The organism is Streptomyces cavernicola, from assembly GCF_029968035.1.
In the GTDB taxonomy this organism is placed as follows: Bacteria; Actinomycetota; Actinomycetes; order Streptomycetales; family Streptomycetaceae; genus Streptomyces; species Streptomyces cavernicola.
The window spans coordinates 57,126-73,731 of sequence record NZ_JASCIQ010000029.1 but is presented as its reverse complement, the minus strand read 5'-3'; the positions used below and the strand labels follow the sequence as shown (position 1 = coordinate 73,731).

General features: G+C 72.4%; 15 protein-coding genes. 4 read left to right on the top strand and 11 right to left on the bottom strand.

Annotation, left to right across the window (positions count from 1 at the left end; all coding sequences use genetic code 11):
* Nucleotides 1-33: 33 nt before the first annotated feature.
* Nucleotides 34-1,470, bottom strand: coding sequence for an aminotransferase-like domain-containing protein (locus tag QIS96_RS25320; protein ID WP_282545043.1), 1,437 nt, complete (start codon nt 1,468-1,470; stop codon nt 34-36).
* Here QIS96_RS25320 and QIS96_RS25315 point away from each other — a divergent pair.
* On the top strand, nt 1,469-2,464 hold the full coding sequence (locus QIS96_RS25315) for a DMT family transporter (RefSeq protein ID WP_282545042.1): 996 nt from the start codon (nt 1,469-1,471) through the stop codon (nt 2,462-2,464). The genes QIS96_RS25320 and QIS96_RS25315 overlap by 2 nt on opposite strands.
* 153 nt (nt 2,465-2,617) lie before the next feature.
* Entirely contained in the window at nt 2,618-2,809 is a 192-nt protein-coding gene (locus QIS96_RS25310) for a DUF1918 domain-containing protein (RefSeq protein WP_282545041.1), read from the top strand.
* 80 nt (nt 2,810-2,889) lie between these two features.
* Here QIS96_RS25310 and QIS96_RS25305 read toward each other — a convergent pair whose 3' ends face one another.
* The gene (locus QIS96_RS25305; protein ID WP_282545040.1) at nt 2,890-4,176 is read right to left on the bottom strand and encodes a glycoside hydrolase family 10 protein; all 1,287 of its coding nucleotides are present in this window, start codon (nt 4,174-4,176) and stop codon (nt 2,890-2,892) included.
* 137 nt (nt 4,177-4,313) lie between these two features.
* Here QIS96_RS25305 and QIS96_RS25300 point away from each other — a divergent pair, with 137 nt between their 5' ends.
* Both QIS96_RS25300 and QIS96_RS25295 read left to right on the top strand, forming a co-directional pair.
* Nucleotides 4,314-5,171: a 3-hydroxybutyryl-CoA dehydrogenase gene (locus tag QIS96_RS25300; protein ID WP_282545039.1), complete on the top strand. Its 858-nt coding sequence runs from the start codon at nt 4,314-4,316 to the stop codon at nt 5,169-5,171.
* A 293-nt stretch (nt 5,172-5,464) separates the two neighbouring features.
* The gene (locus QIS96_RS25295; RefSeq protein ID WP_282545038.1) at nt 5,465-5,722 is read left to right on the top strand and encodes a hypothetical protein; all 258 of its coding nucleotides are present in this window, start codon (nt 5,465-5,467) and stop codon (nt 5,720-5,722) included.
* Nucleotides 5,723-6,240: 518 nt separating this feature from the next.
* Here the strand turns inward: QIS96_RS25295 and QIS96_RS25290 are convergent.
* The 9 genes from QIS96_RS25290 to rpmI form a co-directional block, all read right to left on the bottom strand.
* The gene (locus tag QIS96_RS25290) at nt 6,241-6,771 is read right to left on the bottom strand and encodes an NUDIX hydrolase (RefSeq protein WP_282545037.1); all 531 of its coding nucleotides are present in this window, start codon (nt 6,769-6,771) and stop codon (nt 6,241-6,243) included.
* Nucleotides 6,772-6,832: 61 nt separating this feature from the next.
* The gene (locus tag QIS96_RS25285; protein ID WP_282545036.1) at nt 6,833-8,179 is read right to left on the bottom strand and encodes a transcriptional regulator; all 1,347 of its coding nucleotides are present in this window, start codon (nt 8,177-8,179) and stop codon (nt 6,833-6,835) included.
* 316 nt (nt 8,180-8,495) lie between these two features.
* Complete coding sequence (locus QIS96_RS25280; RefSeq protein WP_282545035.1) at nt 8,496-9,518, bottom strand: PP2C family protein-serine/threonine phosphatase; 1,023 nt, start codon at nt 9,516-9,518, stop codon at nt 8,496-8,498.
* Between the two features lie 236 nt (nt 9,519-9,754).
* Nucleotides 9,755-12,304: a phenylalanine--tRNA ligase subunit beta gene (gene pheT, locus QIS96_RS25275; protein ID WP_282545034.1), complete on the bottom strand. Its 2,550-nt coding sequence runs from the start codon at nt 12,302-12,304 to the stop codon at nt 9,755-9,757.
* Nucleotides 12,304-13,431: a phenylalanine--tRNA ligase subunit alpha gene (pheS, locus tag QIS96_RS25270; protein ID WP_282545033.1), complete on the bottom strand. Its 1,128-nt coding sequence runs from the start codon at nt 13,429-13,431 to the stop codon at nt 12,304-12,306. Before pheS ends, pheT begins: the two co-directional genes overlap by 1 nt.
* Nucleotides 13,432-13,580: 149 nt before the next feature.
* Complete coding sequence (locus QIS96_RS25265; RefSeq protein WP_282545032.1) at nt 13,581-14,720, bottom strand: sensor histidine kinase; 1,140 nt, start codon at nt 14,718-14,720, stop codon at nt 13,581-13,583.
* Between the two features lie 112 nt (nt 14,721-14,832).
* Complete coding sequence (locus tag QIS96_RS25260; protein ID WP_282545031.1) at nt 14,833-15,672, bottom strand: TrmH family RNA methyltransferase; 840 nt, start codon at nt 15,670-15,672, stop codon at nt 14,833-14,835.
* 177 nt (nt 15,673-15,849) lie between these two features.
* The gene (rplT, locus tag QIS96_RS25255; protein WP_282545030.1) at nt 15,850-16,233 is read right to left on the bottom strand and encodes a 50S ribosomal protein L20; all 384 of its coding nucleotides are present in this window, start codon (nt 16,231-16,233) and stop codon (nt 15,850-15,852) included.
* Nucleotides 16,234-16,342: 109 nt separating this feature from the next.
* Complete coding sequence (gene rpmI / locus QIS96_RS25250; protein WP_004933563.1) at nt 16,343-16,537, bottom strand: 50S ribosomal protein L35; 195 nt, start codon at nt 16,535-16,537, stop codon at nt 16,343-16,345.
* Nucleotides 16,538-16,606: the final 69 nt, after the last annotated feature.

The following is a 16,606-nucleotide window of genomic DNA, read 5'->3' as shown; positions in this document are numbered from 1 at the left end:
CGCCGCCGTCAGGGCCTGCCCCGGCAGCCCCCGCTACCCCAGCACCGCGTCGCAGGCCCGCCGCAACCGCCGTACGCCTTCGGCGATCTCCGCGTCCCCGGCGAGCCCGGCGAAGCTCAGCCTGACGTGCCCGGCGGGCGGTTCGGCGCAGAAGTACGGACGCCCCGTGGTCACCGCGACCCCGGCGCGCAGGGCGGCGCTGACGAGGGCCGCTTCGTCCGTGCCGTCGGGCAGGCGCAGCCACAGGTGGTAGCCGCCGACCGGGATGTGCGGCAGGTCGAGTTCGGGCACCTCGCGCAGCAGCGCGGACGTCATCGCGTCCCTGCGGTCCTTCAACTGCGTGGCCACACCGCGTAGATGACGGCTCCAGGCGGGCGAGCCGACCAGTTCGAGCGCGGCCTCCTGCAGCGGCCGCGGCACGAAGAAGTTGTCGACGATCTGGATGGCGCGCAGCCGCTCCAGTACCGGCCCGCGGGCCACCAGCGCGCAGACCCGGAAGCTGGGCGAGGTCGCCTTGGTGAGCGAGCAGACGTGTACGACCACGCCGTCCGGGTCGTCGGCGATGAGCGGGTCGGGCAGCGGCCCGGCGTCCGCGTGCACGAGCCGGCGTACGAAGTCGTCCTCGACGACGAACGCACCGGCCTCGCGCGCGATCCGCAGCACCTCGCCGCGCCGCTGCGGGGCGAGCACCGCGCCCGTCGGGTTCTGGAAGAGCGGCTGGCACACGAAGACCCGCGCGCCGGTCGCCTCGAAGGCGGCGGCGAGCAGCTCGGGACGCACCCCGTCGGTGTCCACCGGCACCGGCACCGGGCGCAGCCCCGCGGCCCGCGCGATCGCCAACATGCCGGGATACGTGGGCGATTCGACCAGGACCGGCGCACCGGGCGGCGCGAGGGCGCGCAGCGCGGTCGTGAGCGCGGACTGGCCACCCGCGGTGATCAGCACCTCGGCGGCCGTGACCGCACCGCCGCAGCCGCGGGCGAACCACTCGCGCAGTTCGAGCAGGCCCTCCATCGGCGGCCGCCCCCACGCCCCCGGGCGGCGGCCGGCCCGCGCGAGCGCCGCGGCCATGGCCTGCTCCGGCTGCAACGAGGGGTGCAGATAGCCGCAGTTGAACTCGATGACCCCGGCGGGCGGCTCCGCCAGGCTGGCCAGGACCCCGCTCGCGTCCACCGCGCGCGGCACCAGCTCGGCCGCCGCGTCCGCGCTCAGCGCGAGCTGCTGCCAGGAGGTGTCCCCCGCAGGCCGGGCGGCGGTGCGCGGCTCGGCGCGGAAGGCCCCGGCGCCGGGGCGGGTGACGACCAGGCCCTCGGCGGCGAGCTGGGCGAGGGCGCGCGAGACGGTGACCGGGCTGACCCGGTAGCGCTCGACAAGGGCTCGACTCGACGGCAGCTTCCCACCCGGAGAGTAGCGCTTCACTTCGGTCCGGAGCAGTTTTGCCAGATCACCTACGCTGCTACGCTCTTGCATGACAGCACAGGATAGCGCTACTCCCACGAACCGGATAGCGGTCGACTCGGCCACACGCGACGGAGCGACGACCGGAGCGCCGAGCCCCGCGGACCCCGCCCAGCGGCGCCTCCCGGAACCCGGGCCCGGCGAGCGACGCAGCGCGTCCGGCACGCTGCAGGCCGCGCTCGGCGTCACCGCGTTCTCGCTGACCTTCCCCGCCACCGTCTGGGCCCTCGACGGCTTCGGCCCCTGGTCCCTGGTCGCCGTGCGCAGCCTCCTCGCCGGGCTCCTCGCGGGCGCCTGCCTGCTCGCGCTGCGCGTACGGCTGCCCGAGCGCCGGCACAGGGCCGGGATCGCCGTCGTCGCCGCCGGCGTGGTCCTCGGGTTCCCGCTGCTCACGACGCTGGCCCTGGAGACCTCGACGACCGCGCACGCCGCCGTCGTCGTGGGCCTGCTGCCGCTGACCACCGCCCTGTTCTCGGCGCTGCGCACCGGCGCGCGGCCCTCGCGCACGTTCTGGGTCGCGGCCCTCGCCGGGGCCGCCGCCGTCATCGCCTTCACCGTGGCGCAGAGCGGCGGCGACCTCACCGCCGCCGACCTGTATCTCTTCGCCGCGCTGCTGATCTGCGCGGCCGGCTACACCGAGGGCGGCCGCCTCTCCCGGGTGATGCCCGGCTGGCACGTCCTCGGCTGGGCCCTGGTGCTGTGCCTGCCGATCGCGGCCGTCGCGACCTGGGCGGCCGTCGACCTCGAACCGGTGCACCTGACCGCCCGCAGCGTCGCCGGCATGGCCTGGCTCGTGGTCGGCTCGCAGTGGGTCGGGCTGATCGTCTGGTACCGGGGCATGGCCGCGATCGGCATCCCCAAGGCCAGCCAACTCCAGCTCGCCCAGCCGCTGTTGACGCTCGTGTGGTCGGTGCTGCTGCTCGGCGAGGACCTGACCTGGGCCGCCCCGCTCACCGCCGTGGCCGTGCTCGTCTGCATCGCGGTCACCCAGCGCTCCCGAAGCTGACCGCCGACGCCCCCACCTTCCGTACGGGAGTGCCTGCCGTCGGATTCTCGAGGAGCCCGAACAGCACCCCTCGCCGTAGACTGGCGCCGACGGATCGCTCACCGGATTTCAGGGCGGTGGGCGCCCTCCGAGGGGACAGGGAGGTCACCACCGATGCAGGCAAGTGTGGGCGACACGCTCCTGGTGCACGGCAGGACCGTCGGCCAGCACGATCACGTGGCAAAGGTCGTCGAAGTGCTCGGCACCGCAGGCGAGCCCCCGTACCGCGTCAAGTTCGACGACGGTCACGAGGCGGTCCTGTCGCCGGGCCCCGACACTGTCGTGCAGCACAAGAAACAGGCGTAGGAGAGCGCGCGGCGGGCGGCGCCGATCGGTGACCACCAGTCGGTGGACGCCGGTCGGTGAGCCCCGCCCGCCGCGGCACCTCAGCCCTGCTCGTAGTGATCGGCCACGACGCGGGCCATCGCGCCGAACGGATCGGTGGCCACCTCCTTGGCCGAGAAGAACGAGTGGCCGCGCACCTCGGGCACCTCGCTCGCCAGCGTCAGATGGCGGGACAGCTCCCCCGGGTCCTGCCAGGGGGCGGGCTGCGCCGGATCACCCGCCTTGTAGAGCGCCTCGCCGAGATACAGCTGCACGCGCGTGCCGCGCGCGACCTCCGCCCACCAGGGCAGCAGCTTCGCGTAGTCGGCGGCCGGGAAGCCGATGTTCCAGTACAGCTGCGGTACGACGTAGTCGATCCAGCCCTCACGCACCCAGCTGCGGGTGTCGGCGAACAGGTGGTCGTAGGTCTGCACGCCCGCCGACGTGTCCGAGCCGAGCGGGTCGGTGCTGCTGTTGCGCCACACCCCGAAGGGGCTGATCCCGAACCGCACGCCCGGCCGCGCCCACCGGACCCGCGCGGCCATCTCGTGCACGAGCAGGTCGATGTTGTGCCGCCGCCAGCTCGCCCGGTCCGGGAAGCCGGCGCCGTAGCGCGCGTACGCCTCGTCGTCGTCGAAGACCTCGCCCGCGACTGGGTACGGGTAGAAGTAGTCGTCCCAGTGCACCGCGTCGATGCGATAGCGGCGCACCGCGTCCAGCATCGCGTCCTGCACGAACCTTCTGACCTCGGGAATCCCGGGGTTGTAGTAGAGCTTCCCGCCGTACGGCACGACCCATTCGGGGTGCAGGCGTGCCGGGTGCGTCGGGGCGAGCTGCGCGAGGTCCGTGTGGATCGCCACCCGGTACGGGTTGAACCAGGCGTGCAGTTCGAGGCCCCTGCGGTGGGCCTCCTCGACGGCGGCGCCGAGCGGGTCCCAGCCCGGATCCTGGCCCTGCACCCCGGTGAGGAACACCGACCAGGGCTCGTACGGCGACGGCCACAGCGCGTCGGCCGACGGGCGGACCTGGAAGAACACCGTGTTCAGCCGCCGCTGCACGGCCACGTCCAGATACGCGATCAGCTCGGCCCGCTGCTGAGCCGCACTCAGCCCCGGCTGCGACGGCCAGTCCCGGTTGTCGACGCTGGCCAGCCACATGCCGCGCAGCTCGCTCGGCCCGCCGTCCCCGCCCCGCCGATCGCCCGCCGCTGCGGGTTCCGGGGGCCCGCTCCGCCCCTGCGCCACCGCTTCCGAATCCACTGCGAGACCGCTGAACAGCCCCGCCGCCGCCACTCCGAACGCCCTGCGAGAGATTCGCACCGAATGCCTCCGCTTGCGACCGATGTCCATGTGTGAACGGACAGGATGCCCGCCCCGGCCCATAGGACACCAGGAGGCGCGGAGTAACGTCGTGGCCGAGGCCGACGCTGTACAACGGCGTCGTGGCCGGGCCGAAGATCAGTGAAAGGCACAAGGTGACCGACCTTATGGGCGATATCGCACGCGTCGGAGTTGTGGGCTGTGGCCAGATGGGCGCGGGCATTGCGGAGGTCTGCGCCCGCTCGGGCCTGGACGTCAAGGTCGCGGAGACCACCGGCGAAGCCCTCGAGATCGGCCGCACGCGGCTGTACAACTCTCTGGCGAAGGCGGCGGAGCGCGGGAAGATCACGGAGGAGGAGCGGGACGAGACGCTTGCGCGGCTCACCTTCACCACCGACCTCGGCGAGTTCGCCGACCGTGACCTCGTGATCGAGGCCGTGGTCGAGAACGAGGCGATCAAGACCGAGATCTTCCAGGTGCTCGACCAGGTGGTGACCCGGCAGGACGCGATCCTCGCCTCCAACACCTCCTCGATCCCGCTGGTCAAGCTGGCCGTCGCGACGTCCCGCCCGGACCAGGTCATCGGCATCCACTTCTTCAACCCGGCCCCGGTGCAGCAGCTGGTCGAGCTGATCCCCGCGCTCACCACGTCCGAGGGGACCATCAGCCGGGCCGAGGCCGTCGTGGAGAAGATCCTCGGCAAGCACGCCATCCGCGCGCAGGACCGCTCGGGCTTCGTCGTCAACGCCCTGCTCATCCCGTATCTGCTCTCCGCGATCCGGATGTTCGAGTCGGGCATCGCCTCGCGCGAGGACATCGACAACGGCATGGAGCTGGGCTGCGCCCACCCGATGGGCCCGCTGAAGCTGGCCGACCTGATCGGCCTGGACACGGTCGCCTCGGTCGCCGACTCGATGTACGCCGAGTACAAGGAGCCGCTGTACGCCGCTCCCCCGCTGCTGCAGCGCATGGTGGACGCGGGTCGGCTCGGCCGGAAGACGAGCTCGGGTTTCTACACGTACTGAGCGCTCCCGCGCGGCCGGGAACACCTGTTCCAGCCACGCTGCGTATCGATCCGGCCAGAAACGGCCGTCACAGAGGGGCCCGGCACCGCTTGACGCGTGCCGGGCCCTCGCGCTTCACACAGGGTGTGCGCCCCGGGCCCGCATATGCCGTGCGCACCCGCTTCCTCCACGACGACCAGCGGTATTGACTGTGCGTGCGCGTCAGGGGGACGCCAGGGGGATGTGAACCGAGGCGGATCGATGCCGGATCGATGCCGGTCCATGCCGGATTCCGGCCGGAAAGGAGCGCAGTCGTGACCAGCGACCCCGAGCAGAGCGTGGTGCCGGAGGAACACGCGGAGTTACGACGCTCGATCGACGTGGGTCTCGCCCAAGTGGACGGAAAACTCGCCCTGTTGAGCCAGCGCGACGAGCAGAGCAGCAAGGATCTGGACGACCTGAGCGCGCGGGTCGCCGCGCTTGAGCGCACGCGCTGGCCTCTCCCCGCGCTTGCCGTGCTTGCGGCGCTCGGTGCGCTGATCGTTGCGATCTGGCAGGCGGTGGGGCACTGACCCCGGCGTTTCCCTCTCCCCTCCCCGCCCCTTCCCGAAAGTCCTGACGGACAGCTACGGGGGGGGCTGCGCCCCCGACCCCCGCCTCGGGGCTGCCGCCCCTGAACCCCACCACGGGGCTCCGCCCCGGACCCCATCCCGGGGGGCCGGCCCCCGGACCCCCTCCCCCAAGCTCTCGGCTGCGCTCGAGCAGGGGGGACCCCCATCTCAAACGCCGGAGAGGCTGAATTTGCCCCGGCAGGGGCTGATCTTTCAGGGGCGCGGGGAAGCGCGACCAGCCACAACGAAGCGGGCAGCCAAAAGGCAACCGGGGACGGGGCGCAGCCCCCGACAGGGGCGCGGGGAACTGCGCGACCAGCCACGACGAAGCGGCAACCGAAAAGACGACCGGGGCCCGGGGGCGCAGCCCCCAAGCGGGGTCCAGGGGCGGCAGCCCCGGGGAACGGGGGCCCGGGGGGGGCGGCAGCCCTCGGGCCGACGGCAGTCTTTCGGGAAGGGGTGGGGTGGGGAGAAACCCCCTACCCCAACCGAAGCTGACGCAGCAGCAACAGCGCCGCCACCATGTTCGCCCCCGGCACCTCCCCCCGAGCGATCAGGTCCGGCACCAACTTCAAGTGCACCCACTCCCGCCGCGAGGACTCGAACGCGTCCTGCGGAGGCCCGATGTACACCGCGTCCTCCGCCCAGTACACGTGATGCACCGCATCCGTGAGCCCGTTGGACGGCTCGACGCTCATCAGGTGCCGCATCGGACCGGGCCGCCACCCCGTCTCCTCCTCCAGTTCCCGCGCGGCCGCGACGGCGATGTCCTCCCCGTCCTCGACCACGCCCGCGGGCAGTTCCCAGCCCCAGCTGTCCGTGATGAAGCGGTGCCGCCACAGCAGCAGGACCTCGTTCGCCTCGTTGACGACCGTGGCCACGGCGACCGGCCGCATCCGGATGAGGAAGTGGTCGAGATGCCGGCCGTCCGGCAGCGCGACATCCGCCAGGTTGACCTGGAACCAGCGGTTCTCGTACACAGTCTGTTCTTTCAGGTTCGTCCACTGCACGTTTCTGCCACCTTCCGCCGAAGTAGTGGCAATATCGCAGCAGCGGGCGGCCGTACGGGAGTTACAGCGGCACGCGCAGCGCCCCGTCGATCAGCTCCGCCGCCTCGGCCGTGCCCGAGCAGCCGTTCCGTACGAGGTGTTCGCGCACCGCGCGCAGCCGGTCCCGCAGCCGCTGCGACTCCATGCCCCGCGCCTGCTCCGCCATCTCGACGGCCGTGGCCACCGCCTTGTCGGCCTCGCCGCGGCGCAGCTCGATCTGGGTGAGCACGGCGAGCCGGTGCACACGGCCCCGGTCGTGGGCCGGGGTGTCCACGGCGGCGGTGGAGTGCTCCCGCGCCGCGGTCAGATCCCCGAGGCTCAACAGGGCTTCCGCCACCTGTACGTTGACGAGCCCCGGCTGCACGTACCCCGTCTCGTCGGGTTCGTGTCCACGGCGGATGCGCTCGGCCGCCGACTCGGCCCGCCGGATGCAGGCGAGCGCGCTGCCGCCGTCGCCGAGGTGCGCGTACGCCTTGGCCTGCATCGCGTACAGGTCGGCCGCGAGCGCCGGAGTGATGTGCGGGCCGGCCGCGCGCAGGGCGGCCTCCGCGAACGCCACCGCCTGCCGGAACTCCCGCATGTACAGCGACTGGTTGACGAGCAGCGCTATCACGTACGCGCCGAGCCCCCGGTCCCCGCTGGCCTTGGCGAGCCGCAGCGCCTGGTGGAAGTAGCGCTGCGCGAGCCCGTGCGCGTCCGAGTCGTACGCGCAGATCCCGGCGACGGCCACCAACCCGCCGGTGGCGCGGTGCAGTTGGCGTCCGGTGGCGTCGGTGTAGCAGCCGCGGAGCAGCGGGGCCGCCTCGGCGTTGAGGAAGCCGACGATGCGGGCGCGCGTCGCGATGCCGCCGGTCTTGCGGTACATCTGCTCGTAGTGGGCGCGCGCGGAGCGCAGCATCTCGATGTCGGTCCTGCCGACCCGGTGCCGCCCGCCCCGGGACACGTCCACGTCCTCCGGCGGGTTCTCCCACTCCCATACGGGCATCACGGCGGGGGTTCCGGTGACGGCGGGGGCGCCGAGTATGTGCGGGCGCTGCTGCTCGTCGGAGCGCCACAGCGCGGTGGCCCGCTCCACGAAGCCGACGAGCGTGCCGCCCGCGCCGTGCAGGTCGGCGGGCTGTCCGGGCACGCCGAGGCCGATGTCGTCGAGGGTGACGCTGCGGTGCAGGCGGGCGGCGAGCACCTCGCAGATCAGGTCGGGCACCTGGCCGCGCGGCCGCTGGCCCTTCAACCACCGTGCGACGGCCGTGTGTTCGTAGCGCAGGGCGAGCCCTCGCGCCCGGCCTGCCTGGTTGACGTGCGCGGCCAGTCCCGCGTGGGAGACTCCGGCCTCGTCGAGGATCGCGTCGAGCAGAGTGTTGGGCTGCATGTCGCCTCTCGCCCTCCGGGGCAGCGTCACGGCTCAATCGTCCGTGCGTTCAGGGTAGTTGGCCCCGGTTCACACGGGGTGTGAAGCAAGTGCCCGGATCGGTGCGGTACGTGCGCTGCCACCGGCGGCCGAGCCTCGGTTGACTGTGCTGCGTCCGGCTCCCCTGAGCCGGGTCTCCGGCCGAACCGGAAGGCCGAGCCGGAGTGGCCGGGCCGTCGGCTCCCCCCTCGACACAGCGGCGGCCCACCCACGCGTCGCCCGTCGGACCGTCTGCCAGGTACGTCCGCGGTCCGGCGGACGACGCGTCGTACACCTCTCAACTCCGCGTCGATGACCGGAGGTTGGCAGTCTGAGCGCAGCCCTGTCGCGGCACCCGAGGCCGGTCGTTGCGCAGCGCGAGGAGCGCCATGTCGTCGCCGGACCGCCCGCCCGTGTGCCGAAGGAGCGCGCCCCGCAGGGACCCGACCAGCTCGTCCGGCTCCGGCGACGCGGGCGCGGCGGCGGCCTCGACGAGGGCACGGTGCAGCGGGAAGAACCGTCCGGCCGCGTCCCGCGCGTCCTCCACGCCGTCGGTGTGCAGGAGCAGCACCTCGCCGGGCAGGATCCGCCCGCAATACCGCGCGGGCAGCGCGTCCGGCAGCGGAAAGGGCCCGAGCGGCGGCAGCGGCTCCCCGCCCACGATCCGCCCCACTCCCCGGCCGAGCCGATAGGGCCACGGATGCCCGCAGTTGAGCGCGAACACCGAGCCGTCCGGGCGGATCTCCAGGAGCAGTACGGTCACGAACTCCTCCCCGTCCGCGCCCTCCGCCCCTCCCTCCACCCCGTCGACATGCCGCCCGAGCGCACGCTCCAACCGCCGCAGTACACCCGCCAGTTCACGCTCGTCGTGCGCGGCCTCCCGGAACGAGCCGAGCACCGCGGCCACCGTGCCGATCGGCGCTAGCCCGTGCCCGCGTACGTCGCCCATCACCACCCGCACCCCGCGCTCGGTGACCACCGCCTCGTACAGGTCGCCGCCCACGTCCGCACCCCGGTGCGCGGAGAGCTGCCCGGCGGCCACGGCGAGACCGTCGAGGCGGGGCGGCAGCGGTCTCAGCAGCACCCGCTGCGCGGCCTTCGCGACCTCGCTCAGCTGCGCCAACTCCCGCAGCAGGACCCGCCGTACACCCGCGGTGAGCCCCGTGCCGACCGCGAAGAACACGGCGCTGGAGGTCATCCGCGCACCGAGGCCGTCTTCCTGCGCGAGCGGGCAGGTCAGCTCGTACGCCACGGCGACAGCGCCCCATATCGCGGGTAGGGCGAGGGCGACCACCCGGGCTCTGGCCTCGATACGGATCATGCCGTCGCCTCCTGAGGAACCCCTGGACGATGCAGCGGCTCCCCAGGGCCCAGGACCTGTCGTTCGGATCCACACGCGAGCCGGCCCTGACGGCCGCGTTGATTTTGTCGACATAGCCGCACCGTCGGGAACGGATCCCCGGCATTCCCACCCGAACGAGTGAGGGGCGCGCTTGGTCTCCCAAGTGCGCCCCTCAGCAGGGACTTTGCGCTCTTGCGAACGCTCCGTCGAGATCGCTACGCGCCGCGCACGACCGCGCCCGTGCGCTCGCCCGCGAGCGCCGCGGCGGCGTCCCGGGCGGCACTGGCCTCGTCGACCGTCAGCGTCCGGTCGGCGGCCCGGAAGCGCAGCGCGTACGCGAGGGACTTCTTGCCCTCGCCGAGCTGCTCACCCGTGAACACGTCGAACAGGCGCAGGGATTCGAGCAGTTCGCCCGCACCCTCGCGCAGCGCCGCCTCGACCGCCACGGCCGGCACGTCCGCGTCGACGACCAGGGCGACGTCCTGCGTGGCCACCGGGAACGTGGAGATCCGCGGCGCCTGAAGGACCTCGTCGGCGACGAGCGCGTCCAGCTCCAGCTCCATCGCGCAGGTGCGCGCGGGCAGGCCGAGCGCCTTGATGACGCGCGGGTGCAGCTCGCCGGCGTACCCGACGACCTTCTCCGCACCGTCCTTCTCGACGACCAGCTCGGCGCAGCGGCCCGGGTGCCACGGCCCGTACTGGCCGCCCCTGACGGTGAGTTCGACGCCGGTCTCGCGGGCGACCACGCGGGCCGCCTCGACGGCGTCCGCCCAGTCGGCCGGGCGGCCCTTGCCCCACCAGCCGGCCTGCTCACGGGCGCCGGTGAGGACGACCGCGACGTTCCGCCACTGGTACGGCAGCGCCTCGTCCAGGCCCGCCAGCTCCTCGGCGGTCGGACGCCGGTCCACCCCGAGCCGCACCGCGGTGCGCTGCTCCTCGCGGGGATGGAAGACCGTGCCGGTCTCGAAGAGCGCCAGGTCGTGGCTGCCCCGCGAGTCGTTCCGGCGCAGCGCGGCGAGCAGCCCCGGAAGCAGCGTCGTACGGAGCGCGGGCTCCTCGTCGGAGAGCGGGTTGACCAGCTTCACGACGCGACGGTTCGGGTCGTCCGCCTCCAGGAGCAGCTCGTCGAAGACCTGCTCGCCGATGAACGGGTAGCTCAGCGCCTCCACGTACCCGGCGCCGGCGAGGGCGCGGCCGACGCGGCGGTGCGTGCGCTGCCGCTCGGTCAGGCCGAGACCGGCGGGCGGCGAGGGCAGCGTGGAGGGCAGGTTCTCGTACCCCTCCAGGCGGATGACCTCTTCGGCCAGGTCGTTCGGGTCGGTGAGGTCAGGCCGCCAGGACGGCACGGTGACGGTCAGGGTGTCCTGCCCGTACACATCGCAGCCGACCTCCTGCAGACGCCGTACGACGGTCTCCCGGCCGTAGGCCACGCCGGCGACCTTGTCCGGGTGGTCGGCCGGGATCGTGATCGTGCGCGGGGCGCTCGGCGCGACGACCTCGGTGACGCCCGCCTCCGCGGTGCCGCCCGCGAGCAGCACGAGCAGGTCGACGGTGCGCTGGGCGGCCGCCGACGTGGCCTGCGGGTCGACGCCGCGCTCGAAGCGCTTGGACGCCTCGGAGGACAGCTTGTGGCGGCGGGCCGTGCGCGCGATCGACAGCTGGTCGAAGTGCGCGGCCTCGATCACGACGTCCGTGGTGCCCTTGACCTCGCCCGTCTCCGGGTCCGGCTCGGCGTCGGCGATCTCGGTGTGCGCGCCGCCCATGACGCCGGCGAGGCCGATCGGGCCGCGCTCGTCGGTGATGACCAGGTCGGCGGCGTCGAGGACGCGCTTGGCGCCGTCGAGCGTGGTGATCTTCTCGCCCTGCTCGGCGCGGCGCACGCCGATCGTGCCCTCCACGAGGGACCGGTCGTAGGCGTGCAGCGGCTGACCGAGCTCCAGCATCACGTAGTTGGTGATGTCGACGGCGAGCGAGATCGGGCGCATGCCAGCCTTCTGCAGGCGGCGCTTCAGCCAGATCGGCGAGTGCGCCTCCGGGTTGAGGCCGGTGACCGTGCGGGCCGTGAACCGGTCGCAGCCGGCCGGGTCGGCGACCTTGACCTCGTACCCGTGCGCGTTGGGCGCGGGCACGTCGATCAGCGCCGGGTCGCGCAGCGGCAGGCCGTACGCGGTGGCGGTCTCGCGGGCGACGCCGCGCATCGACAGGCAGTAGCCGCGGTCGGGCGTGACGGCGATGTCCAGGACCTCGTCGACGAGTTCGAGGAGCTCGATCGCGTCGGTGCCGACCTCGTGCTCGGGCGGCAGCACGATGATGCCGCCGGAGCCTCCCCCAGACTCCGTCCGGGGGGACCCCCAGTCGCCCATGCCCAGCTCGTCGCCGGAGCAGATCATGCCGTGCGACTTCTTGCCGTACGTCTTGCGCGCGGAGATCGCGAAGCCGCCGGGCAGGACGGCGCCGGGCAGGACCACGACGACCTTGTCGCCGACGGCGAAGTTCCGGGCGCCGCAGACGATCTCCTGCGGCTCACCGGTGCCGTTGGCCTGGCCGACGTCGACGGTGCAGAAGCGGATGGGCTTCTTGAACTCCGTCAGCTCCTCGATGGTGAGGACCTGGCCGACGACGAGCGGACCCTTGAGGTCGGCGCCCAACTGCTCGACGGTCTCGACCTCCAGGCCGACTCCGACGAGCTTCTCCTGTACGTCGCGACCGGACTCGCCGGCCGGCAGGTCGACGTACTCCCGCAGCCAAGAAAGCGGGACCCGCATCAGATCTCCATCCCGAACGGCCGGGTGAACCGGACGTCACCCTCGACCATGTCTCGCATGTCTTCGACGTTGTGGCGGAACATCAGCATCCGCTCGATGCCGAACCCGAAGGCGAATCCGCTGTACTTCTCGGGGTCGACGCCGCACGCGGTCAGCACGCGCGGGTTGACCATGCCGCAGCCACCCAGCTCGATCCAGCCCTCGCTGCCGCAGGTGCGGCAGGGCCGGTCCGGGTTGCCCACGGACTCGCCCCGGCACACGTAGCACACCATGTCCATCTCGGCGGACGGCTCGGTGAACGGGAAGTAGTTGGGGCGGAGCCGAGTCTTCATGTCCGGCCCGAAGAGCGCCTTGACCATGTGGTCGAGGGTGCCCTTGAGGTCGGCCATGGTGAGGCCCTCGTCGACGGCGAGCAGCTCGATCTGGTGGAAGACCGGGGTGTGCGTGGCGTCGAGCTCGTCCGTGCGGTACACGCGGCCGGGGCAGACGATGTAGACGGGCGGCTCGCGGTCGAGCAGCGCGCGGGCCTGCACCGGCGAGGTGTGCGTACGCAGCACCACACCGGACTCGTCGCCCTTGGTGCCCTCGGGGCCCTGGACGAAGAAGGTGTCCTGCATCTGCCGCGCCGGGTGGTCCGGCACGAAGTTGAGGGCGTCGAAGTTGAACCACTCGGCCTCGGCCTCGGGGCCCTCCGCGACCTCGTATCCCATGGACACGAAGACGTCCGCGACGCGCTCCATGATCGTGGTCAGCGGGTGCCGGGCGCCCGCGGGCGTGCGGTCGTAAGGCAGCGTGACGTCCACGGCCTCCTCGACCAGGACCCGCGCGTCCCGCTCGGCCTCCAGCTCGGTCTGGCGGGCGGCGAGGCCCCGGCCGACGGCGGCGCGCGCCTGGCCGACGAGCTTTCCGGCCGCGGCCTTGGCCTGCGGCGGCAGCGCGCCGATCTCGCGGTTGGCGAGCGACAGCGGCGAGGTGCCGCCGGCGTGCGCGACCTTGGCCGCCTGAAGCGCTTCGAGCGAGTCCGCGGCGGCGAAGGCGGCGAGCGCCTCGTCCCGGATGCGCTCGATCTCTTCCGGTTTCAGTGCCTCGACCTCGACAGGGTCGTACGACTTGTTCGGTGCCGACATCTCTTCCCGTGCTTCCGATTGGCTGGCGGATGGCCCCGTCCACGACTCGATCGCTGACCGACGAACCGGCTCGGACGTGAAGACGCAATGTGCCAAAGCTCGAGTCTAACGGGGGTGAGGTGTGCGAAGACGCCCGTGGGGGCCCTGGCTCAGCTGGTGAGATAAGCGGGCGCCGCCACGGGCAACGTAAATCGGAACTCGGCGCCGCCCGAGGGCCCGCGTCCGACGGTGATCGAGCCGCCGTGCGCCTCGACGATGCCCTTCACGATGTAGAGCCCGAGGCCCGTGCCACCGCGCTTGCTGCCCCGCCAGAAGCGGGTGAAGACGCGGTTCATGGACTCCTCCGGGATGCCTGGGCCCTCGTCGCCGACCGTGACGGTCGTGCCGGCCGGGTCGGCGGGCTCTACGTCAATGGTGACGGTTCCCTCGCCGTGGCGCACCGCGTTTTCCAGGAGGTTGCTGAGCACCTGGTCGATCTTGTCGGGGTCGGCCCACAGGTCGGGCAGCGGATGCCGGACCCGGACGAGGAAGCGCTCGGCGGGCCGGCCGGCGGCGACGTGCGCCTGCACATGGCGTCCGACGGCCGCGCCTATGTCGACGGGCTGGCGGCGCACTTCGAGCCGACCCGAGTCGATCCGGGAGATGTCGAGCAGCTCGGCGATGAGCCGGGTGACCCGGTTCGCGTCGGCGTCGACGGTCTCCAGCATCAGCTTCTTCTGGTCGTCGGTGAACCGCTCCCACTTGGCGAGCAGCGTCGCCGTGAAGCCCTTCACCGAGGTCAGCGGCGAGCGCAGCTCGTGCGCGACGGTCGCGATCAGCTCGGCGTGACTGCGCTCGGTGCGCCGCCGCGCCTCGGTGTCGCGCAGCGAGACGACCAGGCGACGCACGGGTCCGGTGGGCCTGGTCCGTACGTACCGCGCGGTGACGAGCACTTCGCGGCCGCCGGGCAGCAGCAGGTTCCGCTCGGGCTGCCCGGTGCGGGTGGCGAGTCCGCCGTACGGATCGGTCAGCTGCCACCAGCGCCGGCCTTCGAGGTCCTCCAGGGGCAGGGCGCGCTCGATGGGCGCCCCGATGGCGTCGGCGGCGCTGACCGCGGTGATGCGTACGGCGGCGGCGTTGAAGCAGACGACGCGGCCCGCCTCGTCGGCGACGACCAGGCCGTCCGGCAGCTCGTCGGGGTCGAGGCCGAGGTCGTGCGGTTCGCCGGAGCCGCTGTGGCCGGCGCGGGACACGGGGGGACGCACGGCGGAGCCACGCGCTCCCCTGGGCCTGCTGGTCCCGACGCTCATCCCCGTACCCCACCTCTCGATTGGGCTGGGGTCCCCCGGTGCGGGCGATGCCTGACACGTGGGGCCCCGGAGCCCGTCACCCTACTAGTTCGGGGTAAATGAGCGGACCCCTTCAACGGGTGTTCCCGGAGCGCTGGGCGCGGGCGGAGGCGTAGAGGCACACGGCGGCGGCCGTGGCGAGGTTGAGGCTCTCGGCGCGCCCGTGGATGGGCACGCGCACCACCTCGTCGGCGAGTGCGCGGGTCTCCTCCGGCAGCCCCCAGGCCTCGTTGCCGAAGACCCAGGCGGTGGGGGTGCCCATACGGCCGTGGTCGAGCTCGTCGTCCAGGTCCCGGTCCCCGGCCCCGTCGGCGGCGAGCACCCGAACTCCCGCTTCCCGCAAGCCGGTTACGGCCTCTTCGACCGGTACGCCGACGGCGACGGGCAGATGGAAGTGCGACCCGACGGAGGCGCGTACGGCCTTGGGGTTGTAGAGGTCGACGGAGGCGTCGGTGAACACCACGGCGTCGGCGCCCGCGGCGTCCGCGCAGCGCAGCACGGTGCCGGCGTTCCCGGGGTCGCGTACGTGGGCGAGTACGGCGACGAGCCGCGGCCGGGCGGCGAGGATCTCGGCGAACGGCTTGTCGAGGAACCGGCAGACGCCGACCAGGCCCTGGGGCGTGACGGTGGTGGAGATGTCGGCGATCACGGCCTCGTCGGCGAGGTGCACCCGGGCGCCGCTCTCGCGCGCGGCCCCGACGATGTCGGCGTACCGCTCGGCGGCCTCGACGGTGGTGAACAACTCGACGAGCGTCGCCCCGGAGTCGGTGCGGTGCCCGGCGGCCTCCCGCACGGCCTGTGGCCCTTCGGCGAGGAACAGCCGCTCCTTGCCACGAAAGTTCCGCTTGGCAAGCCGCCGCGTGGCACTCACGCGCGGAGAACGGGGAGAGATCAACTCGGGTACGGCACCCATGCATTCACCTTGGGGATGGGGGTCGGGCCCCGTCAGGGGCGCGGGGAACTGCGCGAGCAACCCACGACGGCCCGCGGACGGCAGACGACAGTCGATGGCAGACGAGACTCCGGACGCACTCGGACCCGCAGGCCAGAAGGCCTACGGGTCCGAATCACACGCTTGCTAGCGCAGCGTTCACGCAGCCTTCGGCGCGTTGACGTCGCTCGGCAGAGCCTTCTGCGCAACCTCGACCAGCGCGGCGAACGCGTTGATGTCGTTGACCGCGAGCTCGGCCAGCATCTTGCGGTCCACCTCGATGTTGGCGGCCTTCAGACCCTGGATGAAGCGGTTGTAGGTGATGCCGTTGGCGCGGGCAGCGGCGTTGATGCGCTGGATCCACAGCTGACGGAAGTCGCCCTTGCGCTTCTTGCGGTCGTTGTAGTTGTAGACCAGGGAGTGGGTGACCTGCTCCTTGGCCTTGCGGTACAGACGCGACCGCTGGCCGCGGTAGCCGCTGGCCTGCTCGAGGATCGCCCGACGCTTCTTGTGCGCGTTGACTGCGCGCTTGACGCGTGCCACTTGTTAACTCCTTGTAGCGGGGCTGGTGTTCATGGGAGTTGTCCACCCAGCCCGGTGTCGAATGGGTCCCGGTCCTGGCGTCCGGCCCCCGGTGCCGGGGGCCGCGACGTCACTTGCCGAGAAGCTTCTTGATCTTCGCGGCGTCGCCCGGGGCCATCTCGGCGTTGCCGGTGAGGCGACGCGTCACACGGGACGACTTGTGCTCGAGCAGGTGGCGCTTGCCGGCGCGCTCACGGAGCACCTTGCCGGAGCCGGTGACCTTGAAGCGCTTGCTGGCACCGCTGTGCGACTTGTTCTTCGGCATAGCGCCGTTCTCTCCTCGTCAGTGGCGCTCCCACCGAACCCGGTCAGGCCGGCGGGAGCGTCAGTTGTA

Coding starts and splice junctions, on each gene's coding strand:
- QIS96_RS25315 (WP_282545042.1), top strand. CDS start 1,469: ATGACAGCACAGGATAGCGCTACTCCCACGAACCGGATAGCGGTCGAC.
- QIS96_RS25320 (WP_282545043.1), bottom strand. CDS start 1,470: ATGCAAGAGCGTAGCAGCGTAGGTGATCTGGCAAAACTGCTCCGGACC.
- QIS96_RS25310 (WP_282545041.1), top strand. CDS start 2,618: ATGCAGGCAAGTGTGGGCGACACGCTCCTGGTGCACGGCAGGACCGTC.
- QIS96_RS25305 (WP_282545040.1), bottom strand. CDS start 4,176: ATGGACATCGGTCGCAAGCGGAGGCATTCGGTGCGAATCTCTCGCAGG.
- QIS96_RS25300 (WP_282545039.1), top strand. CDS start 4,314: ATGGGCGATATCGCACGCGTCGGAGTTGTGGGCTGTGGCCAGATGGGC.
- QIS96_RS25285 (WP_282545036.1), bottom strand. CDS start 8,179: ATGCAGCCCAACACTCTGCTCGACGCGATCCTCGACGAGGCCGGAGTC.
- QIS96_RS25280 (WP_282545035.1), bottom strand. CDS start 9,518: ATGATCCGTATCGAGGCCAGAGCCCGGGTGGTCGCCCTCGCCCTACCC.
- pheT (WP_282545034.1), bottom strand. CDS start 12,304: ATGCGGGTCCCGCTTTCTTGGCTGCGGGAGTACGTCGACCTGCCGGCC.
- pheS (WP_282545033.1), bottom strand. CDS start 13,431: ATGTCGGCACCGAACAAGTCGTACGACCCTGTCGAGGTCGAGGCACTG.
- QIS96_RS25265 (WP_282545032.1), bottom strand. CDS start 14,720: ATGAGCGTCGGGACCAGCAGGCCCAGGGGAGCGCGTGGCTCCGCCGTG.
- QIS96_RS25260 (WP_282545031.1), bottom strand. CDS start 15,672: ATGGGTGCCGTACCCGAGTTGATCTCTCCCCGTTCTCCGCGCGTGAGT.
- rpmI (WP_004933563.1), bottom strand. CDS start 16,537: ATGCCGAAGAACAAGTCGCACAGCGGTGCCAGCAAGCGCTTCAAGGTC.